Source organism: Methylocaldum sp., from assembly GCF_035627495.1.
In the GTDB taxonomy this organism is placed as follows: Bacteria; Pseudomonadota; Gammaproteobacteria; order Methylococcales; family Methylococcaceae; genus Methylocaldum.
This window is the reverse complement of record NZ_DASPLO010000148.1, coordinates 1-21,451: the sequence shown is the minus strand read 5'-3', so window position 1 is coordinate 21,451 and position 21,451 is coordinate 1. Positions and strand designations below refer to the sequence as shown.

General features: G+C 58.3%; 22 protein-coding genes and 1 tRNA gene. 11 read left to right on the top strand and 12 right to left on the bottom strand.

Going from position 1 to position 21,451, the window contains the following annotated elements; all coding sequences use genetic code 11:
* Positions 1-159: 159 nt before the first annotated feature.
* Together VEB01_RS12120 and VEB01_RS12115 are read right to left on the bottom strand one after the other, a co-directional pair.
* Entirely contained in the window at positions 160-300 is a 141-nt protein-coding gene (locus tag VEB01_RS12120; protein ID WP_324875767.1) for a hypothetical protein, read from the bottom strand.
* Between the two features lie 1,048 nt (positions 301-1,348).
* A complete protein-coding gene (locus VEB01_RS12115) occupies positions 1,349-1,495 on the bottom strand; it encodes a hypothetical protein (RefSeq protein ID WP_324875765.1) in 147 nt (48 codons plus the stop codon).
* On the opposite strand from VEB01_RS12115, the gene VEB01_RS12110 reads away from it, so the two are divergent.
* From VEB01_RS12110 to VEB01_RS12065, 10 genes are all read left to right on the top strand, one after another.
* Complete coding sequence (locus VEB01_RS12110; protein WP_324875763.1) at positions 1,494-2,747, top strand: DEAD/DEAH box helicase; 1,254 nt, start codon at positions 1,494-1,496, stop codon at positions 2,745-2,747. The genes VEB01_RS12115 and VEB01_RS12110 overlap by 2 nt on opposite strands.
* Before the next feature lie 35 nt (positions 2,748-2,782).
* A complete protein-coding gene (locus tag VEB01_RS12105) occupies positions 2,783-3,052 on the top strand; it encodes an RNA recognition motif domain-containing protein (protein WP_324875761.1) in 270 nt (89 codons plus the stop codon).
* Positions 3,053-3,122: 70 nt separating this feature from the next.
* The gene (locus VEB01_RS12100; protein ID WP_324875759.1) at positions 3,123-3,440 is read left to right on the top strand and encodes an RNA recognition motif domain-containing protein; all 318 of its coding nucleotides are present in this window, start codon (positions 3,123-3,125) and stop codon (positions 3,438-3,440) included.
* A gap of 303 nt (positions 3,441-3,743) precedes the next feature.
* Positions 3,744-7,490: a chemotaxis protein CheB gene (locus VEB01_RS12095; RefSeq protein ID WP_324875757.1), complete on the top strand. Its 3,747-nt coding sequence runs from the start codon at positions 3,744-3,746 to the stop codon at positions 7,488-7,490.
* Positions 7,491-7,492: 2 nt separating this feature from the next.
* Entirely contained in the window at positions 7,493-7,906 is a 414-nt protein-coding gene (locus tag VEB01_RS12090) for a phosphate-starvation-inducible PsiE family protein (protein ID WP_324875755.1), read from the top strand.
* Between the two features lie 45 nt (positions 7,907-7,951).
* Entirely contained in the window at positions 7,952-8,197 is a 246-nt protein-coding gene (locus VEB01_RS12085) for a GlsB/YeaQ/YmgE family stress response membrane protein (RefSeq protein ID WP_324875753.1), read from the top strand.
* A 135-nt stretch (positions 8,198-8,332) separates the two neighbouring features.
* Positions 8,333-9,508 (top strand): DesA family fatty acid desaturase, encoded by a 1,176-nt coding sequence (locus VEB01_RS12080; protein ID WP_324875751.1) that lies wholly within the window; start codon positions 8,333-8,335, stop codon positions 9,506-9,508.
* A 94-nt stretch (positions 9,509-9,602) separates the two neighbouring features.
* Positions 9,603-10,655: an AI-2E family transporter gene (locus VEB01_RS12075; protein WP_324875749.1), complete on the top strand. Its 1,053-nt coding sequence runs from the start codon at positions 9,603-9,605 to the stop codon at positions 10,653-10,655.
* A gap of 146 nt (positions 10,656-10,801) precedes the next feature.
* Positions 10,802-11,191 carry a hypothetical protein gene (locus tag VEB01_RS12070; RefSeq protein ID WP_324875748.1) on the top strand — a complete coding sequence of 130 codons (390 nt, stop codon included), beginning with the start codon at positions 10,802-10,804 and terminating at the stop codon, positions 11,189-11,191.
* 227 nt (positions 11,192-11,418) lie between these two features.
* Positions 11,419-11,493 (top strand) — tRNA-Val (locus VEB01_RS12065).
* 218 nt (positions 11,494-11,711) lie between these two features.
* Here VEB01_RS12065 and VEB01_RS12060 read toward each other — a convergent pair.
* The 7 genes from VEB01_RS12060 to VEB01_RS12030 form a co-directional block, all read right to left on the bottom strand.
* Positions 11,712-12,194: a hypothetical protein gene (locus VEB01_RS12060; protein ID WP_324875747.1), complete on the bottom strand. Its 483-nt coding sequence runs from the start codon at positions 12,192-12,194 to the stop codon at positions 11,712-11,714.
* A gap of 20 nt (positions 12,195-12,214) precedes the next feature.
* The gene (locus VEB01_RS12055; protein WP_324875745.1) at positions 12,215-12,424 is read right to left on the bottom strand and encodes a hypothetical protein; all 210 of its coding nucleotides are present in this window, start codon (positions 12,422-12,424) and stop codon (positions 12,215-12,217) included.
* Positions 12,425-12,459: 35 nt separating this feature from the next.
* Entirely contained in the window at positions 12,460-12,828 is a 369-nt protein-coding gene (locus VEB01_RS12050) for a hypothetical protein (protein WP_324875743.1), read from the bottom strand.
* Between the two features lie 292 nt (positions 12,829-13,120).
* Entirely contained in the window at positions 13,121-13,567 is a 447-nt protein-coding gene (locus VEB01_RS12045) for a DUF5681 domain-containing protein (RefSeq protein WP_324875741.1), read from the bottom strand.
* Positions 13,567-14,112, bottom strand: coding sequence for a hypothetical protein (locus VEB01_RS12040; protein ID WP_324875739.1), 546 nt, complete (start codon positions 14,110-14,112; stop codon positions 13,567-13,569). The genes VEB01_RS12045 and VEB01_RS12040 overlap by 1 nt, the downstream gene beginning before the upstream one ends.
* 20 nt (positions 14,113-14,132) lie before the next feature.
* Positions 14,133-14,558, bottom strand: coding sequence for a hypothetical protein (locus tag VEB01_RS12035; RefSeq protein ID WP_324875737.1), 426 nt, complete (start codon positions 14,556-14,558; stop codon positions 14,133-14,135).
* Positions 14,555-14,794, bottom strand: coding sequence for a hypothetical protein (locus VEB01_RS12030; protein ID WP_324875735.1), 240 nt, complete (start codon positions 14,792-14,794; stop codon positions 14,555-14,557). Before VEB01_RS12030 ends, VEB01_RS12035 begins: the two co-directional genes overlap by 4 nt.
* Positions 14,795-14,995: 201 nt before the next feature.
* Between VEB01_RS12030 and VEB01_RS12025 the strand changes: the two genes are divergently transcribed.
* On the top strand, positions 14,996-17,644 hold the full coding sequence (locus VEB01_RS12025; protein ID WP_324875733.1) for a hypothetical protein: 2,649 nt from the start codon (positions 14,996-14,998) through the stop codon (positions 17,642-17,644).
* Positions 17,645-17,683: 39 nt separating this feature from the next.
* Here VEB01_RS12025 and VEB01_RS12020 read toward each other — a convergent pair whose 3' ends face one another.
* The 3 genes from VEB01_RS12020 to VEB01_RS12010 form a co-directional block, all read right to left on the bottom strand.
* Positions 17,684-18,424 carry a hypothetical protein gene (locus tag VEB01_RS12020; RefSeq protein ID WP_324875731.1) on the bottom strand — a complete coding sequence of 247 codons (741 nt, stop codon included), beginning with the start codon at positions 18,422-18,424 and terminating at the stop codon, positions 17,684-17,686.
* Complete coding sequence (locus VEB01_RS12015; protein WP_324875730.1) at positions 18,421-19,929, bottom strand: hypothetical protein; 1,509 nt, start codon at positions 19,927-19,929, stop codon at positions 18,421-18,423. Before VEB01_RS12015 ends, VEB01_RS12020 begins: the two co-directional genes overlap by 4 nt.
* Before the next feature lie 1,025 nt (positions 19,930-20,954).
* Positions 20,955-21,197 carry a hypothetical protein gene (locus VEB01_RS12010; RefSeq protein WP_324875728.1) on the bottom strand — a complete coding sequence of 81 codons (243 nt, stop codon included), beginning with the start codon at positions 21,195-21,197 and terminating at the stop codon, positions 20,955-20,957.
* Between the last annotated feature and the right edge of the window lie 254 nt (positions 21,198-21,451).

The following is a 21,451-nucleotide window of genomic DNA, read 5'->3' as shown; positions in this document are numbered from 1 at the left end:
AGAATCCCGAATCCTTGCACTTTCGGCAGCACTCGACGATGGTCCAAACTCCACCAGCGGACCGCCGACGCGTAAATAGGTAATCGGATGACAAAACTAATTGCTTACACAGAGGACACCGATACTTTGAAGACTGAAGATAGGTTTTCTCGGTTTTTTTCATGATGAATCACCTTTTTCAGTGAAAATGGGAAGAGAGCCAAGAAGGCGCTGCACCGATTCCCCTCCGAACCACGCCACTTCCAAGATATAGGCGCGAAGATCGCCCTGGAGGTTATCGCCTTTTTTCGCGTCGTTCATCCGGACGCGCCCGTTCACACCTGTTCCGGATCAGGTCACTTTATCAGTTTTTTCGCTCTGGAACCGGTGCTGACGCCCGCCAAAAGATATGCAGGCTCCTTGCCACACGAATGTTCTTCAAGTAGACGGACATAGGACCGTGCGGCCGTCGGTACGTTTCGATATCAAAACAACTCGCGGTTCCGTTGAGGTTTTGATTCGGCAGTCGCGCCGGCACTCCGGGCAGGAATAGGCTTGTGTGTCCTGGGCAGCCTTGTAGGAATAGGATGTCTGCCAGGTAATTTCCACACGGAACACACAACCGCAAAATCCGCAGGTTTGTTGAAAACTGCTGGCCGTAAGAAAGGAATCGCGGGTCGTTAGTTTCCCAGATAACATGTCAACCTCTGGAGTTTGGATCGCCATTAAGCCTGCTCTCGGGAATCTTACCGAGCGGCAACGTTTAACCGCCTAATCGAACTTGAGCTTAGGTCCGGCCGCATCGAAGGCGGTTTCCATCACCGATCATGATGTCGGGCGCCGAGTTAAGGAAAAGACCGGCAACCGGTAAATGGAGCCGGTGGCAAAAACAAACCCGACTGAACCTCGTTTTCGCCCGGGTTTCCTTGACTCGATATCGATCGACTTGTCGGGTACTGCTATTCGGATAGCACAATATCGTTTTCGGGTACCAGCAAGGTCACACCGGAAGCAAACCTGATCAAGCAATCCCTGAGTAGCGGGGGCGTATACCGGGTTTTCGAGCGCAAATACCGAGTAAGCAAAGCCTTCTTCCCGATGTATCGGGCATTGTCGATAGCGGGTTCTTTGGGCTTGTAGAGTACGATTGAGCCAATAGGGAATTGCGACTCTGAATCATCCATAGCGGTTCTGTAGGATTTGTCCTTGGTCTTGCCACAATGCGCCTTCAGCGGAAAGATGTCCATAGATCGGCAAAAAGAAATCCGATTAGGTAATTCCGCAGAAAGCGCGTATCCTGACTGTAGTTTGTCGCGGCGAAGACCGGTCTTCGCCACGAGGATACGGAATTTTCCTTTCAGTCACTGCCTTACGGCACCTCTGCTAGTCCCGCCTCCTCCTGCAAACCGCACGCGGCGTGTTCTTTGAACCGCCCTGTGGTCACCTCCACCCAATGCTCGCCCTCAACCGGTGCCGTGCTCGTCGCTCGGTAGGCGAAGCCAGGAAAAAATAACATGGCTTTTACTTCTTTAGGCCTTTCCGAGGACATCTTGCGCGCCGTGGCCGAACAAGGCTACGCCTCCCCCACGCCCATTCAAGCGCAGGCCATCCCTGCCGTACTGGGCGGCCGCGATCTGTTGGCCGCGGCTCAGACCGGCACAGGCAAAACCGCCGCGTTCACCCTGCCTCTGCTGCAGCGACTGATCGAAGGCACCCGGGTGAATGATCGGCCGGGCCGTGCCCCTCGGGCGCTGGTGCTGGTGCCCACCCGCGAACTCGCCGCACAGGTCAGCGAAAGCGTGCGCGTGTATGGCCGGCATACCGGAATACGGGCGGCGGTGGTATTCGGCGGTGTTGGCTTGCAACCCCAAGTGGCTGCCCTGCGCCGGGGTATCGATATCCTCATTGCAACGCCCGGACGCTTACTGGATCTCGTCGGCCAGCGCCACGTAAATCTCTCCGGAATCGATTTTCTCGTGCTGGACGAGGCCGACCGCATGCTCGACATGGGGTTCATCCACGACCTCAAGCGTATCCTGGGGCTGCTGCCCAAAGTCCGCCAGAACCTGCTGTTCTCCGCCACCTTCTCGGAAGATATCCGCAAGCTGGCGGCGGGACTCCTGCACCAGCCGCTGAGCATCGAAGTGGCGCCACGCAATGCACCGGCCGAGTTGGTCAGCCAGTCTGTCTATCACGTGCCGAAGACGGGAAAACAGGTGCTGCTCGCTCATCTCCTGAGCCATGGGCGCTGGGGCCAAACCCTGGTCTTTACCCGCACTAAGCATGGCGCTAATCGCCTGGCGGAACAACTCGACCGGAATGGTTTTCGCGTCGCCGTAATCCACGGCAACAAAAGCCAGTCCGCGCGGACGCAGGCCCTCGCCGCCTTCAAGGAGGACCGGGTGCAGATCCTGGTGGCGACCGACATCGCTGCCCGCGGTCTGGACATCCAGCAGCTTCCCCATGTGGTCAACTACGAACTCCCGCACGTTCCGGAGGATTACGTGCATCGCATCGGCCGAACCGGCCGTGCGGGCGCCGACGGCGCAGCGGTTTCGCTGGTATGCGCGGACGAAGCCCCGCAACTGCGGGACATCGAGCGTCTGCTCGGCCGACGATTGCCCGCCCACCCGGTGCCGGAAGAAATTCTGTCCACCGTCAAGGCAGATCCGACGCCGCCGCGGACGCCGATCAAGCCAATGCCCCGTTCCGAAAGCCGCCCGGCCTCGCGCCGCGGCTCATCAAACTTGCCCCGCCGCGTGCTTTAAAGCATCGCTGGGGCTTCATCGAAAGGAGAACTATCATGCTGCGAATCTATGCCGGCAATCTACCGCCCGACCTCACCGAAAAGGAGTTCACCGACCTGTTCGCCGAGCACGGGCGAGTGCGCTCGATGGACTTGGCGCGGGATATCTTCAGCGGCCGCTGCCGTGGCTTCGGCTTCATCGAAATGGAGGGTCATGAGGCCCGGGCCGCGATCAGTGCCTTGAACGGGCACACCCTGCGCGGCAACTGTCTTCGTGTCAACGAAGAGCGCCCCCGTGGGCGGAAGGGCGGCAAAAGGCGCCGTTAATAACTGGCCGGATCGGCAGCTATCCTTTTTCGCTTTTATTTTTTTCCCTTTCCTCTTTAGGAGTTTTTTTATGAGTAAGAAATTGTACGTTGGCAATCTGAGCTACACCGTCGGCAACCGTGAACTGGAAGAAATGTTCGCGACGTATGGTGCGGTAGACTCCGCGAATGTCATCATGGATCGTGACACCGGCCGCTCCAAAGGCTTCGGTTTCGTGGAAATGGGCAACGACAAGGAGGCTCAGGCCGCCATTTCCGCCTTGCACGGCAAGGACTTCGACGGGCGCAGCTTGACCGTCAACGAAGCCCGCCCGCGCGAAGAAAGATCCGGCGGCGGCTTTGGTGGCGGCGGCAATCGCGGTGGATTCGGCGGTGGGCGTCGGTTTTAAAAATCGCCCGGATAGGGTATTGGACAGTACCCTATCAGTCGATCCTTAAGTGAATTAAAAAGGCCGATTCGCGGTAGCGTGAATCGGCCTTTTTGCTGTTGCCAGGGCTTACCGATCTACCCGCAGCCCGTTATGACCGTGGTATGAGAAGATACACAAGGCACGGAAGTGGACCCGGAAATTCGGACCTGGCAGCGGTCCGCACATTCGGGGTTCTCGTTTGTCTGAAATGGACTTAAGAGTCTCCAGCTTGAGATAATGCCGGATACCCAGCCGGAATTTCCTAACTAAGGAGAGCTATGCATGATGCCGTTTCCCATTGTTGGCATCGGCGCTTCGGCCGGTGGCCTCGAAGCTGTCTCGGAATTCCTGGCCGGCCTTCCGGCCACCAGCGGCATGGCCTTTTTGCTGGTCCAGCACCTCGATCCTCATCACGAGAGCGTACTCGTCGAACTCCTCGCGAGTAAGACGGCCATGCCCGTCCAGGAAGCGGCGGACGGGCTTGCGGTCGAACCCGACCAGGTCTACGTTATTCCGCCCAACGCCATCATGGCGCTGTCCCAAGGCCGCCTCGCCCTTGGCCGCCGTAGCGGCTCGCCCTTGCCGTCCATGTCCATCGACCATCTGCTTTACTCTCTCGCGGAGGAGCAGGGAGCCAGCGCGATCGGGGTCATTCTCTCAGGCACGGGCTCGGACGGTGCGCTCGGAATGCAGGCGATCAAGGGTGCCGGCGGCATCACCTACGCCCAAGACGAAAACACGGCCAAATTCAGCGGTATGCCGAAGGCAGCGATCGAACTCGGCGTGGTCGATCGGGTTCTGCCGCCGCGGGACATCGCCAGTGAGCTCGCAAGGCTCAGTCGCCACCCGTACTTGACGAGAAACCGCTCCGTGTCCACCGTAGAACCCCCGCCCACCGACGGGGAAGATCTCCACCGGGTCTTTCGCTGCGTTCGAAACGTCTCTGGCGTGGACTTCACGCACTACAAGCGCGGCACCGTGCAGCGGCGGCTCGCGCGTCGTCTGGTCCTGCGTGGATTGAGTACGTTATCAGAGTACCTGAATTTGTTGGAAAACGACCCGAAAGAAACCCAAGCCCTCTTTCAGGACCTGCTGATCCAGGTCACCGATTTCTTCCGCGATCCCGAGTTGTACGAGGGGCTGACCCAAACCGTCTTCCCGCGCCTGCTCGAAAGCCGCCCACCTCAAGCCCCGTTGAGAATTTGGGTTCCGGGCTGCGCCAGCGGCGAGGAAGTCTACTCCATCGCCATCTGCCTCCTGGAATATCTGGGCGAGCGGTTGACCCGTACCCCGATTCAGATTTTCGGCACCGATCTCAGCGAGGCCGCCATCGAGACGGCGCGCGCCGGACTTTATCCGGAGAATATCGCCCGCCACGTCTCCGACGAGCGGCTCCGGCGCTTCTTCATCAAGGTCGACGGCCACTATCAGATCACCCGTACGATCCGCGATTTGTGTGTGTTCGCCCGCCAGGACGTGGCCCACGATCCCCCTTTCTCGCGGCTCGATCTCGTGAGCTGCCGCAACCTTCTCATCTACCTCGACCCGGCTTTGCAGAAGCGGGTGATCCCGCTCTTCCATTACGCCTTGAATCCGGGCGGATTTCTCCTGCTGGGACCGTCCGAAACCATAGGCACCTTATCCGAGCTGTTCAGTCCCGTCGACAAGCGGCTCAAAATCTATTCCAAGACGATTCTGCCCGGGCGGAATCAATTGGCGCTCCTGGAGGAACATCACGTATTGCCGGACCGATCCAACCTGAAAAGACCGGTTACGTCCAGTGAACCCGTGGAGGCGGAGCGCCTGCAACGGGAAGCCGACCGCCTGACCATGGCCCGCTATGTTCCGCCGGGGGTTCTCTGCGATGGAGACATGAACGTTCTGCAGTTCCGGGGCGAGACCACCCCATATTTGGCCAACCCGGCCGGACCTCCGAGCCTCAAGCTGCAGAAACTGGCCCGGCCGGGACTCCTCGTCGACCTGAGCGGCGCCATCGAGCAGGCTCGAAAAGACGGCTCCCCGGCGCGGCGGGAGGGTTTGCGGGTGGAGGGGCCGGGCGGCCCGAGGACGCTCAATATCGAAGTCATGCCTCTGCGAGTGGCTCCGGCGGAAAACCTGTGGTTTCTGATTTTTTTCGAGGAGGCAGCGCCCTCGGTACGGGATCAAGGCGTGGCCGGTGCCGGGGAATTCTGGAGTTCGCTCTGGGGAAGGCTGCGCGCGGGTCGAGACGCGGAGCGCGCCACCCAAGAGAGCGAAAAGGAACGGCAAATCCTGCGGCTCACGCAGGAGCTCGAAGCGGCCCGCGATTACATTCGGACCATGCTGGATGCGCACGAGGCGGCGGTGGAAGAACTGAAGGCGGCCGAAGAGGAACTGCTATCGAGCAACGAGGAGTTCCAAAGCACCAACGAGGAACTCGAGACCGCCCAGGAGGAATTGCAATCGAGCAATGACGAACTGCGCGCCCGCAACCGCGAGCTCAACGCGCTGAACGACGAGTTGCGGCAAGCGCACGATTACGCGGAGGCCGTCGTCGAAACCGGGCATCAACCGCTGCTCGTGCTCGATAAGGAACTCCGTGTCCAGCGGGCGAACCGCGCCTTCTACCGGAGCTTCAAAACCACCCGCGAAGCGACCGAGCAAGGCCTGCTTTACCAGTTGGGTCATGGGCAATGGGACATTCCCGCCTTGCGCCGGCTTCTCAAGGAAATCCTGCCCGCCTATGCCGCTTTCCAGGATGAGGAGGTAACCCAAGTCTTCCCCGAGATCGGGGAGCGGACGATGCGTCTCAACGCCCAGATTTTGCGCTGGAACGATCAGGAACGCATTCTTCTGGCGATCGAGGACATCACCGAGTACAAGGCAGCGCTCGAAGCCCTAAAATCGGTCGACCGGCGCAAGGACGAGTTCTTGTCCATGCTCGCCCATGAGCTGCGCAATCCCTTGGCGCCTATCCGCAATGCCCTGGAGATCTGGCGGCGTGGCGATGCCGGGGAGGCGGCGGAGCGGCAGGCCCAGGCGATGATGGATCGGCAGCTCCGCCAGGAGGCGCGGCTACTCGACGATCTTCTCGATCTGTCGCGCATCAGCCGCGGAACGATCGTCCTGAAGAGACAGCCGGTCGATCTGACCCACTTGGTGGCGCAGGCGGTCGACGATGCCTATTCTCAGATCGACGCGCACCACCATCGGCTCAGCTTGTCGCTGCCGGAGCATGCCGTGCCGGTCGAAGGCGATCCGGCCCGATTGCAACAGATCGTCTCGAATCTTCTGAACAACGCCATCAAATATACCCCGCCCGGCGGCCGCATCACTCTGACTCTGACGCCCGAAGGGCAGGACGCGGTGCTCAAGGTCGCCGACACCGGCATCGGCATCGGCCCGGAACTCCTGCCTTCGATCTTCGACCTCTTCGTTCAAGCCGACAAATCCCTGGACCGATCGGAAGGCGGTCTCGGCATCGGACTGACCCTGGTCCGCCGCCTGGTCGAATTGCACGGCGGGCGCATCGACGCGCGCAGCGACGGGACCGGCAAGGGCAGCGAGTTCACCGTCCGTTTGCCGGCCTTGCCGGAGATGGCCATCCCCGTTGCTCCCGCAGAAACCGAAGCGGCCAAAGGTACGCCTGCTGTCCGCTGCCGCATCCTGGTGGTTGATGACAACGCGGACACGGCGGAAAGTACGGCGCTGTTGTTGCAACTCGAAGGCCATGAGGTGCAAACGGCATACGACGGTCCGGACGCTGTCGAAGCGGCCAAGACCTTTCACCCTCAGATCGTCCTGCTCGATATCGGTTTGCCGGGTCTGGACGGCTATGAGGTGGCCCGCCGTCTGCGGGCGCTGCCCGAGTTGGGAACGCCGTTGCTGGTGGCGATGACCGGCTATGGACAGGCGGAGGACCACGACCGGTCCCAAGCCGCCGGGTTTGACGAGCACCTGGTCAAGCCGGTAGCCCCCGATCAGATCAAATCGTTGGTGGTGGGCTATCCACTCCGGCAGAAGACGATCAACGCCGCGGAAATCCCATAAACATGCTAAAAGCCATTGATAAAATTGAAAGGTATATCGTCTACTTGTTGGTTTTCTTGCTGCTGGTTTCCGTGATTCTGGGCACCCTTGAACTCAGCCGGATCCTCATCAAGAACATCCTTGATTCTCCTTTTTTCTTGGTTGACATCAACCGGCTGTTTGAATCTTTCGGCCTTTTTCTCATCCTGGTCATCGGGCTGGAGCTTCTCAAGTCCATCAAAAGCTATCTCGTTCTGGGCTCCATCAACCCGGCTTTCGTCGTCGAAGTCGCCATCATTGCGCTGGGCAATAAGCTCATCACCCTGGACATAAAACATGTGGAGCCCGGATTGCTTATAGGCATAGGCGCTATCCTCCTGGGGTTGTCGGCGACCTATCTGGTCCTTAAAAGGGCATACACCCCTGTGGACGTTTAAGCCGGAAATCAATAGTTCGATTGACTCGGGTAAAACGGAGGCTCTATGGAATTGATGTGGTATGTGCTGATTGGCCTGGCGGCCGGCTGGCTGGCGGGGCAATTGGTCAAAGGCGGCGGTTTTGGCGCCATTGGAGACATTATTGTCGGCGTGTTCGGCGCGGTGTTGGGTGGCGTTCTGTTCGATGTGCTGGGTTTGTCCGCCGGGGGTGGCAGGCTTGCGAGCTTGATTGTCGCGACGGTTGGCGCCGTGGTCTTCTTGCTTCTGTTGCGTCTGATCAGAAAGACTTAGCCAAGGCCCGTGATCCGTGGCAAGCTTGGCAAAGCCAAAGAACTCGCCTATGCATACTGACAACGAGGCTGCAAAACCTTCCTTGTCGTACTCGCTCTAATTCAATAGGGCATTTTCCGGAATACGGATATAAAGATGATTAATGGATTGCTCAACCTCCCCTGGTGGGAACTTATTGGGATCGTCTTGGGATTGACCCATGTAACGATTGTCAGTGTGACCATTTTCCTGCATCGCCACCAGGCGCATCGGGCATTGAATCTCCACCCCATCGTCAGCCATTTCTTCAGATTCTGGCTGTGGCTGACCACCGGTATAGTCACCAAGGAATGGGTGGCGATTCACCGCAAGCACCACGCCCGCTGCGAAACCCCGCAAGACCCTCACAGCCCCAGAGTTTTCGGCATTCGGAAAGTGTTGTGGGAAGGCGCCGAGTTGTATCGGGCCGAAGCCCGCCACTCCGAAACGCTGGACCGATACGGCTACGGCACCCCGAACGACTGGATCGAACGGAATCTTTACAGCCGCTATCGAGGCGGGGGCATTGCCCTGTTATTCCTCATGGATATCGGGCTGTTCGGCGTTTACGGCATCACGGTCTGGGCGGTGCAGATGCTCTGGATTCCGTTTTGGGCGGCGGGCGTGATTAACGGCTTGGGCCATTACCGGGGCTATCGCAATTTCGAAACTCCGGACGCGTCGATGAACCTGTTTCCCTTGGGGCTACTCATCGGCGGCGAGGAATTGCATAACAATCACCACGCGTATCCGGCCTCGGCCCGTCTCTCCCATCGCTGGTGGGAATTGGACATCGGCTGGGGCTACATCCGCCTGCTGCAACGGTTTCGGCTGGCCGAAATCCGCCGCACGGCGCCTCGAATCCGCCTCGACCGCGATCCCAAACCGATCAACCCGGCCACGGTTCAAGCCGTGGTACGCAACCGCTACCATATCCTGGCCCTGTACGGCCACCGCGTCGTGGTCCCGGTGCTGCGGCACGAGTGGAAAACCGCTCCTCCTGCCCACCGGCGCCTGCTGCGCAACGTGAAAAAACTCCTGGTCCGAGAGGGCATCCCACTCGACGAAACCGCCTGCCGAACCTTGAAACAGGCGCTGAGCTTGAGCCGGACGCTGGAGACGATCTACCGTTCCAAACAAGAACTAACACAGCTCTGGACCCGATCCTCCATCCATTATGAAGCGCTCGTACAATCGCTCGAGGATTGGTGCAAGCAGGCGGAAGCAACCGGCATCGAAGCCTTGGGCGATTTTGCCCAACTGCTGCGCCGATATGCGCAGCAAACAACCTAGCCAGAAAAACGGCTTCAAGAGCAACGGTCTCCGTGAAGCGAGCCGGAGATTCGCGGGTTTGGGTTTTATACCGATTAAGTTTGATTAAAACGCCGTGCTGAGCGAAAACCGTGTCGATCGAGTGACCGGCATTGTCATAGTCATCGTTTTGATTATGGGATGCTTCGTCGTGCTGCGCCCTTTCCTTTCGGCGATCCTGTGGGCGGTCATCCTGTCCTTTTCCACTTGGCCCGTCTATCAAAGGATCGAATCCACCGTCGCGGGCAGGAAAGGACCGGCCAGTGGACTGATGGTCCTGTTGGTGGCGGCCGTCCTGATCGTCCCATTGGCGCTCCTCGGCACCAGCCTGGCGGAAGATGTGACCTCGCTAATCGAGATGATGCGGCAACTCCTCAGCGAGGGACTGCCCGCCCCACCCGCGTGGGTGGTCAAGCTGCCGGTCGTGGGCACCTGGATGCACGACCGCTGGCAGGAAATGACGGGGAGCGGTGCCCGGCTGACCGAGGTGCTGCTGAAATACCTCATGCCTTTGCGGGACTGGGCGCTGCGCAGCGCGGCAAACCTCGGGGAAAGCCTCCTGTACTTAAGCCTCAGCGTGTTCATTGCATTTTTTCTGTACCGGGACGGCGCCGCGTTATCCGCAAGGCTGGAACCCTTATTTACCCGAATCGGTGGCCAACGGGCGCCGGCATTACTCCATGTGGCGGGCGATACCATCAAAGGCGTCGTTTACGGCATTATCGGCACCGCCCTGATCCAGGGGATCTTGGTCGGCATCGGGCTTTGGATCGCGGGCGTACCTCGAGTCCTGTTGCTCGGCGTTCTGACGTGCGTTCTGTCATTGATTCCCATCGGTCCCCCGTTGATCTGGGTGCCCGCTGCCATCTGGCTGTTCGAAAAAGGCGCGACGGGGTGGGCCGTTTTTCTCGTGATCTGGGGACTATTAGTGGTGGGTCTCATCGATAATTTTCTTAAACCGTATTTCATCGGAAAAGGGAGTCACCTGCCCTTCGTCGTGGTGTTTCTCGGGACCTTGGGTGGCGTGATGGCTTTTGGCTTCCTGGGCATTTTTCTGGGTCCGACCTTGCTCGCCATAGCTTATACCGCCTTTCAGGAATGGAGCTCCCGGAAAGAGTTCGGGCAATAGATTTCAGGAACCTCTGATTCAGCCGCGCCTGAGACCGGCCTGACGGATTTTCCAGCCGTAGTCCGCTGGCGGAGTTTCTCCGGGACGAACCAAAGAATCAGCGGGGGTCTAATGAGAATCGCGGCATTATGCCGACAGGGGGTGTGATGATCAGTCTAGTCTTCGAATCCGAGCAATTAGGGAAGTCCGTCACGCTAGGACCGGCGCCTTTTTTCCGGATTACCGGCAATTTTATTAGCCCAGGGGCTGATGCGGGAGTAGCCGCCAAGTTCAGCAATCACTTCTGGGAAATGCGGGGCCAGAAGCACTTCACCCAGTATGCCTGCCATGACCGGGCGGTGATCCATTTTGAGGACGCCATAGAGAATGCGTCGGAAGCCTTCGGCCCATTCGACAAAATCGTCGTCGCCGATGGCGTGGTTTATACCAATGGCAAACTCTTCGCGAGGTTCACCGAGGAGACACAACTCTGGCATTGCTTCAGCACCGACACTTATTGGTTAAGCATGGTTATCGCGTCTTCACCCTCGCGATAGATGACGTCTTTGCAAGCTCATCCTGTGGCCGTCACCCCCAAAATCGAGGAAAGTCTGACGGGTTAAGGAACGGATTTGTTAGCGCTCACGCCTAGTTGACCACTTTGCTCGACTTGGGCTGACCACTGCCCCATAGGCTCAACATCCGTCGGCACACGATTTTGGGCCATCGTTCCCCTGGTCAGCCGAAAATGCATCTACGGGTCAACATTCACGGAGTACCGACAGGGCGGTTAGCTCAGCGGGAGAGCACTGCCTTCACACGGCAGGGGTCGCAGGTTCGAACCCTGCACCGCCCACCATATAAATCAATTACTTACGCTGGTTTCTACGTACGGAAAAACGCTTGTACGGAATCCGTACGGAAATCACCTCTCAAAGCACCCAACAAAAAACCCGGCTACGGGGTGCGAGCCGGGTTTACCGCCTGCCACATAACACATCGAAGGAACGATTGTTGGCGGTGATTTCAGTCTAGTTCAGGATCGGCCGAGTGCAAGCCGACCCCGAACCGCAGCACTCACCTAGGAGACTTACCCTGGGCTAGTGCCTGCAAGTCCTCGTCTGACATCTTGCCGAGATCGATCGGAGCATCCAGGCCACGAATGCGCCTGATTCCAGCAATAGCCACGGTCACGGCCTCAGCGATCGTTTTTATCGCTCGGAAGCCCCGTACAGTCTCGACCTCGGTTTCCAACCGCTCCAAGATCTTCCGGTAGACCCGAAGGCCCCGGTCCATATCAGCCACGTCCGCATCGACTTCGCGCGCCCACGCCTCATCGACATGAGCGCCAAACCGCGCGGCATTTTGAGCGCCAGCGGCCAATGCGGCGTTGACCCTTTCGCGCTTTAACGCCGCAGGATTGCGGGACCAGCCATATTTTTTGGCTCGCGTCCTAATCGTCGATTCCGGAACCCCATGCTCGGCAGCGACATCGCGGATGGATTTAGCACCCGCCCGGTAATGAACCTCTATCGAATCCCAATCAATTTGTCTTGCCATTAACCCAATCTCCCCAACTTTCAAACCCGCACGACCGCCAGCATGTACGGCGCTTGTAGCGTCCGCTGCTCTGCAGGCACCGTCACGCAACGGAAACGAGCGTCTTTGCCGCCCGCGATCGTCAGCCCGCAGCAACAGATTTGTTCAACATTGTGCTCGCCCGAATCGTCCACGGTATCGGTGATTGCCCCGCATTCCGCGCAGACATAAACGCCATCATCCGAAACCATAATGCGCCCCCGGCATCGGGCACAGCAGTGATTCGTCAGTTCGTACCGCATGTTTCGCCCCCCAATTCGCCGCCCTTCAGCGTGAAGCGTTGTGCGTAATGTTCAGTCGCCTCTTTGACCCGATTCCGTTGCCAATCCGGTGCCGGACCATTGCCGACCTGCTCCAAATCCGGCCTACCGAACACGAATCGAATCGTTTCAGGCGATTTCGCCATGAACACGGCCGCCAGCATCGGTTCAAACGAATCCACGGCATTGCGGTCGAAGCGTACGAGCTCGCCGGCATGAACGAACGTGATCGAGTGCGGGACCGGCTTGTGCTCGAGCAGTTTTATCGGCGCATTCCCGCGGGCATTGCGGCCTTTCTCGATCTCCCCTTGCCGGTTGTAGCACGAGACACACAAGCCAGCTTCTTGGACATACCGCGCCGCCCTGCGCCTGCACCTTGGACACACGCGCCCATTGAGCCTGGCAATTGGCCGTTCCTTCGGCTTCTCACCCGCATGACAGGCTCCAATCGGACACCCGACGCAATGCTGTAAATGTGGTCGGTACGACACCCGTAGTGCGCTCTTGGCCAGCCGGTAGTTTGCAAGACATGCCCGATCCGTGATCGTCGCCGACTGTGCCGCGCACCGGAACATGCGCAGTCCATGCGATTCGAAGTAGTCGACGCCAGGCGCTTCGGGGGTCGGGTTATCCATTGCCGGCACCGCCCTGCAATGTGGCTACCAAATCCTCGAGCTCGGAAATGCGTTTTTCCATTTCCTCGTGCTCGATCGCGGCCATCTTGTCCTTGGCCATACCCGCCAGCAGCACCCCGACATCCGGCGCGATCTCCCCGGCCGCGACCTGCGCGTCAATAGCCTCAATCTGTTCCAACGGCGCCAGCTTCTCGAAGCCGTCCGGCAATTTGACCGGTTCATGTTGGGTTTTCCGAACGGGCGCGATTCGCTCCAGAACCAACCTCATGCACGCGGCATCGCCCGCCCTGGCCAGCTCGACGCATTTTGCAAAAACCGCCTGCCTGTCTTCCTCTGTCACCCAATGAAACAGGTTCCTCCGATCAGGGACGCCACGAGGGCGCCCCCTTGGATTGCCGGATTGACCCGGCTTGAATTTGGTTTTGCCGCTCCGATCCATTAGCGAAACCCTCGGCCCGGCAGGGCGCCAAACGACACCAAGTTTTTCAAGTCGTTCGATGGGCTCCAACTTTGAACCAAGTGGGGCTTGCCGAGTTTGGCGCCAACTTGGGCAACATCGTTCAGAATCCCGAACAGTAATTGCTCAGTCTGCGCCACACGCTGTTTCAGATTCGCCAACAAAACTTCATTCTGGTGCCGCGTCCAGTTCTGCTCGGCAGCCGCCAGACGCCCTTGAGCTCCCGCAAGATTGGCACTGACTGCCGCTTCTTCATTGCTCACCTCGACCAGTAACGGGCGCAAGGTTTCGATGTCCTGATTCAGCAGGTATACCTTGCCGGCCGTTGCATCATCGACCGGCTCGCCCGGCTTGCGGCTGGAAACGAGCTTGGCGCGCTCGGCCTCAATGCGGGAAATGCGATCACGAATGGTTTCCAATTTCTCGACCGCTTCGGCGTGAACCTCGGCCAGCTCTTCGGCCTTGAGTCGCGCACGGGTAACGGATTCGGCGAATGATGCAGATAATTCGATATTCTGGTTATTCATGTGGTATCTCTCTCGGGTGATTAACGGGTAAGTTGTGCCTGCCGTAACTGGCGGGTTTTCTCGGTGATAATCGCGTCATAATGATCCAGTGCGTGCGCCAAGTCCGCCTTTGCCGCACTAATCAGCTTCTCGGTTTTGTGGGCGATTTTCGCTGCGGTAATCTCGTCCAGCATGGCAATAGCCTCGGCTAAATCGGCCTGATAACTGGCTAGTATGTCCTGCCGTTTAAGGTGTGCCCGGCGCAGGTCCGACGCCATTTCATTGCCAGCCAATACGGATTTGGCGATATCTTCGTTAATCTGATTAAGGTCTTTTTGCGATATCTCGATATTCCACCGATCGCTGGCGATTCGATCGAGCAGTGTTTTTCGTGCCGACGCATACGACTGACCGTTAACTGTCAATTGCCCGGCCTTATTAACCTTGATCTCCAGGCCCGTACTCATCGCCGCCCCCGCTTATCAGCCGGCCATTGGATTTTTCCGACCGCGTTTTCAATTTTCGTAAGCTCCAAGCCCGTGATTTTGCCGGCTTTGTAGTCGCCAAATGCCTTATTCAAAATTCCGGTAGCCTTGCGCTTCAGGGCTTCCACGTTCGGCCCAAGCGACTTTACGAACAGGACCGGACGACGCGCTAACTGCTCGCGCCGTAGGTCGTCAACCAGTTTTTCAAAATGTCCCATATTCAATACCTTCAAATTGATTACCAAATCCCACACCACAATTCCACCATCACACGTTTCGAAATAGTCAATACCGCGAATGAAAATGATTGTTTCACACCTGATCCATCCCTGATCCGATCAGGAAGCGCCGGGTAATACCGCGTGACGGGATACTGATGCTTGTTGGGTATTAAGTAATCAGTTTTCGGAGAAAAGTAGATGAGTATTAAAATTCCTGTTCGAGCCGATATATCGAATATCAAGAACGACCTGCGGGAATTAACTGAAGAGGCCGATAAGGTGAGCCGCGCTCTCAGCGGCAAGCGGCCGCAGATTAATGTTGATCAGGCAAAGGAGGCTTTAAAACAACTTTGGGAGGAGGCCAACCGGATCGAGAACAAACTAAAGAAATTGCCGGTTAATATCCAAACCGAATTCGTTGCTCGGGATTTGACCCGCGCGCGTGAAGAGGCGGAAAAGTTAGCCGAGGCGATCCATGGCGACAAAACCAATAGTGCGTACAGTCGGGCGACGCGCGACGCCCGTGAACTCGAAACGGCTATTACTCGGATTGTGCACCAGCAGCGCCAATTCTCGGATCTACTCCGGGAAGTCGCCCGCACGGGATCAGGCGTTGCCGGTGCGGCGATACCGGGATTCAACCAGATTGCCGGCACCGCCAGCCGTTTTGCCGGTTCCGGTAGTGGGATGTCGATGTTCGGCAAGGGCATCGTAGGAGCAGGTGTCGGCGCAGTGGCCTATGGCGCGTACAAGGTGGCGTCACACATTCCACAAGCCGAAAACGAAGCGATGGGCACCAGCACGCTACGCAATACCATCGGCGCACTCACGGGCGAATTCGCGGTCCTACGTGACGCAGCCCGCGCAGTCTCGCATGGGCTCGGCGTTACGGGCACCGAAATGCTCGGTTTTGAGCGCCAATACGCCAGGATCGCGGGTGGACGCGGCGTCACCGCACTGACCGGCGAGACAGCCGAGGCAATCAAGATCGCCCGCGCCATGGGACTCGATCCATCTGAAGGCGTTTCGTTCTTCGGTCAGGCTCAACGGTTCCGTGCCGCAGGTAGCGATGAACAATCTCAAAGACGATTCGCCATGCTCATCGGTGAAGCCGTCGCCCGCGTCGGTTTCGCGCAATCGTCGGAAGTCCTTCAAGCCGTCGCCGGCTTCATGGGCGCATCGGCCCGCTCCATTGTCGGACCCGCGGCCGGGACCGATGCATTCGCGTCGACCTTGGCCAAACTGACCGGCCCGGGCTCGGTCTATGGTGCTGACGTGGGCGGGGGCGCCTCGTTGATGGCCCGCATGGCTGCCGGGTTCCAATCCGGGTTTGCCGGCGCTGGACCAGCGGGACAAGCATTTGCATTGGGTGTGTTGCAAAGCGAATACTCCCGGCAATTTTCGGGTGTCGATGTCGCGGGCATCATGCAGGCGGGACCGTTCGCCAGCCTAACCGACGCCATTGGACCCGGCTCGGTTACGTACCGATCAAACGATGCCGCAACCCAGGCGCGGTATGCGGCGTTGCTGAAAGATGCCGGTTCCAAGGCCGATTCGCCCATGATGGATTTTTTTATCCGGCAAATAGAAGCCCAAACACCGGCCGCGCTGGTCAACGATGCCATGGCCCGCACATTCGACGTCAGTGAGCGCGAAGCTGCGGCCTATCGCGTTGCGATGCGGGAGCACGGCGGGACTTCCGGCATTCAGGCGCGGCTTGCCGACATGGGTGTTAACGTGTCGGACCCGGTACAAACGATCAATCTTGCAAAATACCTCGGTGCCGATCGCGACAGCTTGATGCGTGAAGCCGCGCGGTTCACCAAGGAAGGCATCGGCACCGGTTCACTTCAGTCGGCCATGGCCGGTGATGACGTGGAGAAACTGCATGCCGAAGTCACGAAAATCGCCAGTACTCAGGATCTCAAGGACGATGGCGAGAAGACCCGCGACAGGCTTGCCAGCATCGAAACGGTGTTATCCGAATTCGCGAGCAAGCTTCTACCGGCGCAGGAACGGATACAGCAAGCAATTCTGTTCTCGGCGGGAAAGACCGGCTCGCAATTTCAAAAATGGATTCAGGACAATGACCCCGAAATCATGGCCGCGCAATCGGTCATCGACGAAAAAAGCGCCCAAGTCGCGGAAGAGGGACGCTATGCCCGGTTTGGCCGTTGGGGTACGGGTGCCGGCCGTCCGAACACGACCATTGAGCAGGACGCGAATCTGCACCGGAACATGATGATCCATCGGGAGGAACTGGAGCAGGCGCAGACTCGAAAAAACCGGCGGCTTACGGAACTGAAAGCCGCCCAGGTGACACCCTCGGAAGCGGCCGCCATTCGTAGTGCGGCGAAAAAGTACGGGGTGCCTGAATCGTGGTTTTACAAAGAAATGGCCCTCGAAAACTCGGGTGCCAATGCTGTAAGCCCTGCGGGTGCTCGCGGGCGGTTTCAACTCATGCCCGGAAACCTACTGCCTGGCGAAGATCCGACCAGGATCGAAACAAGCGCCGACGCCATGGGGCGCGTATTCCGCGATGCGATGAAACGCTACGGTGACAACGAGGATGCGGTTTTTGGGTACGTCAATGGCGGACGACGTGCGGGCAATGCCGTGCGGGACGGTCTGCCGATACCGTTCAAGGAGACCCGGAATTACCTGAACCGACTGCACAAGATTGACGACGCCCTGCCAGCCGAACACAAACGCGGTGCCGGATCGGACAATCTCTCGATGCACACGTTCCACGGCGAATTCACGCTACGAGACTCCCAAGGCCGGGAAATCGCCGACCCGATTCAAGTATCATCGCGGTACAGCTTGCCGAATGCCGGGCTCGCCTGATTCGGGCATAAGAAGAAGGGGGCGCAATGCCCCCTTTCTTTATTGTGGCGTCGACGTATTCGACCCGCCCGACTGCACGCCCCCATGCACGTGCGTACTGCTCACATTGACCCCGTTATTCGTCAAGGTGCCGGTCGTCGCGATATCGGCATTTATCGTGAGATTTGCTGCGTCTATGGCCATATCGCCCGGTGTCGACATCGAGATATTGCCCGCAGTCGTCATGGTCACATTCCCCGCTGGATCCACGGTCATTTCGAACTTGGTGACACCCGCATTCGCCAGGCGCACATGCAGCCTTGGCGCTCGGTCGGTATTGCGCGTTATCGCCCAAGCGCCATCGGCATCTTGCCCGGTTAAGTCCTCGGGTACCGCCGATTCCGAGAACCGGACCATGCTGCCCGATGGATGCCGCCACTCGGTATTTCCGGCTGAATCGATGCTCGAATAAACGTCCGATCCATGCCGATCAATACGCCGGCCGGCCTCGAAATACATCTGACTGGTACGCGGCGGGAGAAACCCAAGGCACAGCGCCTGTCCGCCAAAAAAAGCGATCACGGCGACGACTTCACGCGCTCCCAACGGCATCAATGCGGGGTCCGATGCGCTCGAATTGGCGCCCAAGCCCGGTACCGGCAGATCAATCCTCCCGGTGTCGGTACTCGCGCCCACTTGGGCAACCCTGACCCCGGCAAACCGTCGCCGGGTATTGATGCAGACGCAATCGATGGTGCCTGTTTCGGGATGAACCGCGGTCACTCGTGCAAGTGTGATCATTTGAGCCCCCTAGCTTTCTGCGTCATTTCACCCCAATACGGCGTGACGTCGCGTTGCGATCGCTGAATGAACGCATCCGAGCGCTCGAAATGAACGACGGTCGTAAAGCCCTGGAACATCGTGAACTGGTGTTCGACCCGAGCGGCATAGACCTCGTAAACGAGATCGCCTTCCTTGACCCGCACGAAGATGCCCGCGCGCAATTTCTCATTGCCCCGGCACACCAGTGCGCCCCGCTCGAACACGGCAGCGTCTCGCGTAGCCTCTTGCAGCGCTCGCCGACGATCGGCCAGCCACGACATTACCGATTGGTCATAGGTTTCGCGCTGATCTACGGGTATGCGGTCAGTGCTCCCTTCGTAGTCTGGTGGCCCAAGCGCGATATCCGCTTCAAGCAGACGATGCCCGTAAATCGCTGGATTGTTGTTCGGGTAATCGGTCTCGGGCAGTAGGTCAGATGTCAGGCGCAACGCGGTATCCGATCCATACCACCAAGCCGCCGATTTGGCGTAAAAATAATTGGCTGTTCCCTGATCCGTGCGGGTGCTCTCGATGCTCACAATGTCATCATCGGTGAGTTCGACGACATCGATAGACGGCGTTCCCGACTGAATGAATTTCCGATCCGGCGTCCGCCAGGGTGTCGACCGCAGCACAATGTATTCGCCGTCCTCCCGACTCTCGGAATAGAGTTCGTTCAAACCGGAATCCGCGTCGGTCAGGAACGCGATAAAACGGTACAGCGACCCGCTTTCAAACGTGTTTGCGATCATGCCTTGAACGCGCCCTTGCGCCGTGCATTCGACGGAGACCTTGCTGAACTCGCGGGCAAGCCGCTTGCCCCAAAATTTCATATTGCCAAGGAATTCCTCAATGATCGGTTTGATGATCCCCGACATGAACTCGGTCGTGCTCGGATTCCGGGCAATGTCGCCGTCAGGGTCATATTTTTGCAGGAACTTGAACGTCGATAGGGTCAGATCACCCAACGGATGATTATTGAAATACATGATCCGCAATGCCTGCCACGCCCGACCGATCAGATTTTGCCCCGTGATAACCACAGTCCGATGCGGGCGCCCCTGACCGTCCACACCACGACGGCGGCGGACCTCGGAGATTACGCCGCGCATGATTACGGGCAATCGATAGCCCTTCTCGGCCTTGGCGTACTCGGACGGATCGTGCGCGATCCGGATTTCGACGAGATCGGCCGGTTCGAGCAGGTAGGTCAAGCTCTCGACATGCACGGTTTTGCCGTCGCCGCCGATCTTTATCGATTTGGGTGCGTCCACGACGCTGATTGCGAACGCCCCGGCCGGTGCTTTGACGTCGGTCACGACGCGCACGCTCGAGCCATCGCCCAGGAACGGTGTCAAATCGATTTCGGTAATGTCGCCTTCGCTGTAGCGGCTACTGGTCCGACGCCCCGGCATGATCTCCCGCCGCTGGACGACTTTAAAGGCGCGGATCTCGATCCGCGGGTGATAGATTTTTGTTGTCACAGGTTTTTCCTCGATGTTTTCGATTCCACCCCCGCAATTTACCGTCACACCGGAATCACCGCCGAAACCGCGCCAGCCGTCGGCTAGAGCCGAATTCGACGCCGTAGAAATAGAAAAGCCCGGTTTTATCCGGGCTTCGCTATGTGGGATCGAGGAATCAATATCAGGAGGATTTGACGACCTGCCGGCCCTGGAGAAACCGGCGACCGAAACCGCTCCGGAGGTAAGCGCTCATTTCGGTTGGTCGTCGATCACGATATTGCCGTCACGCGGTTTTCACGGGCAATAAAAAAGGCCGTGCCCCGGAAGGCACAGCCCTTTTTAACGGCATCGAACGTCAACACACCTGGACGCCTATGGCGAACGTTACGGTGGAGCATTGCCGGCTTCATGGTCATCTGACCAAACTGCTCGACTGTTTCCAGTTCAGGCGGGCATTTTTGAGCCCCCACGATACAGATTTGCCGAAACTGACTATTGCCAGACATGCCGGGACACACTGAGTGCACGCCGATCCTACCGCGCCCCGGCACGACCCCGCAAGGTGACCGCGCCATTGTATACCCCTAATCAATAATGACACGTGCCAAACACGCCTCACAAAGCCCCTTATGCAAGCTTCGATCCATCGGATACAGGCCAGTAACGACACGGCTTAACGAACCATAAGGAAAAGCCTATTTATCGGCGTTGTGCTAATGGCTCGAAACGTGCTTAATGGAAACAATACCGGCATAAGCATTTGCTGATATTCCCGGCTCAATGCCGCACCGCGCCTGCATTTCGGGCACCAGGTCGGCGGACCTGCCGATTTCAGCCGAGTAGGCCACGGATTCGTGCTGCGGCAAGTACGCGGTCAATGGTCGGCTGGAAATGTGGCGCAAGCCGCCGCCAGCATTCGGGTTTTCGTAGGTTCAGACCACGCCCACCGTCAACGTGCGCCGGTATATAAACCTCGACCACCAGATCGCCGAAACGACCACGGCGGACAGCGTACGCCTTGCCGTTCAATGTGAATTCAACTCTCATTGGTGCCCCCCGTTGACCATTTTCCAGACCTTCTCCCACGCCCTGGCCACATCCCCCACCGGTGGATTCCCAAACGGCATGGAAGAGCCCAGGATGCGCCCACGACTCTCGTACACATACCAGCCGAGTAGGGTTCGGATCGCCCGCAGCAGTTCGGGCGAAGCCCGCGGCCTTGCCGGTACTTTGCCAGCGGCTTTGAGCCTTGCACGGTATCGCTGGCAATATTCGGTATTGGTCATCGGCCTATCGCCAATAGGCGGGCGCCCCCGTTTTCGTTTAGCCTGTTCATTGCTCATTTCATGTCACTCATACAGATAATTCACACCATTAATCTGTAGTCACGACAGGTAATTCGTCGGTCTTGAAGAATTCGATTTTTCTTTGAAATTGTAAGCTGGTTAGGTTGAGCTTTCTCCCATAACCGGGCCGATCAATGGTAGTGATATCCCCATGAGTTCTCTGAGCGCGGACATCAGCCAGGCATAAAAAGCCC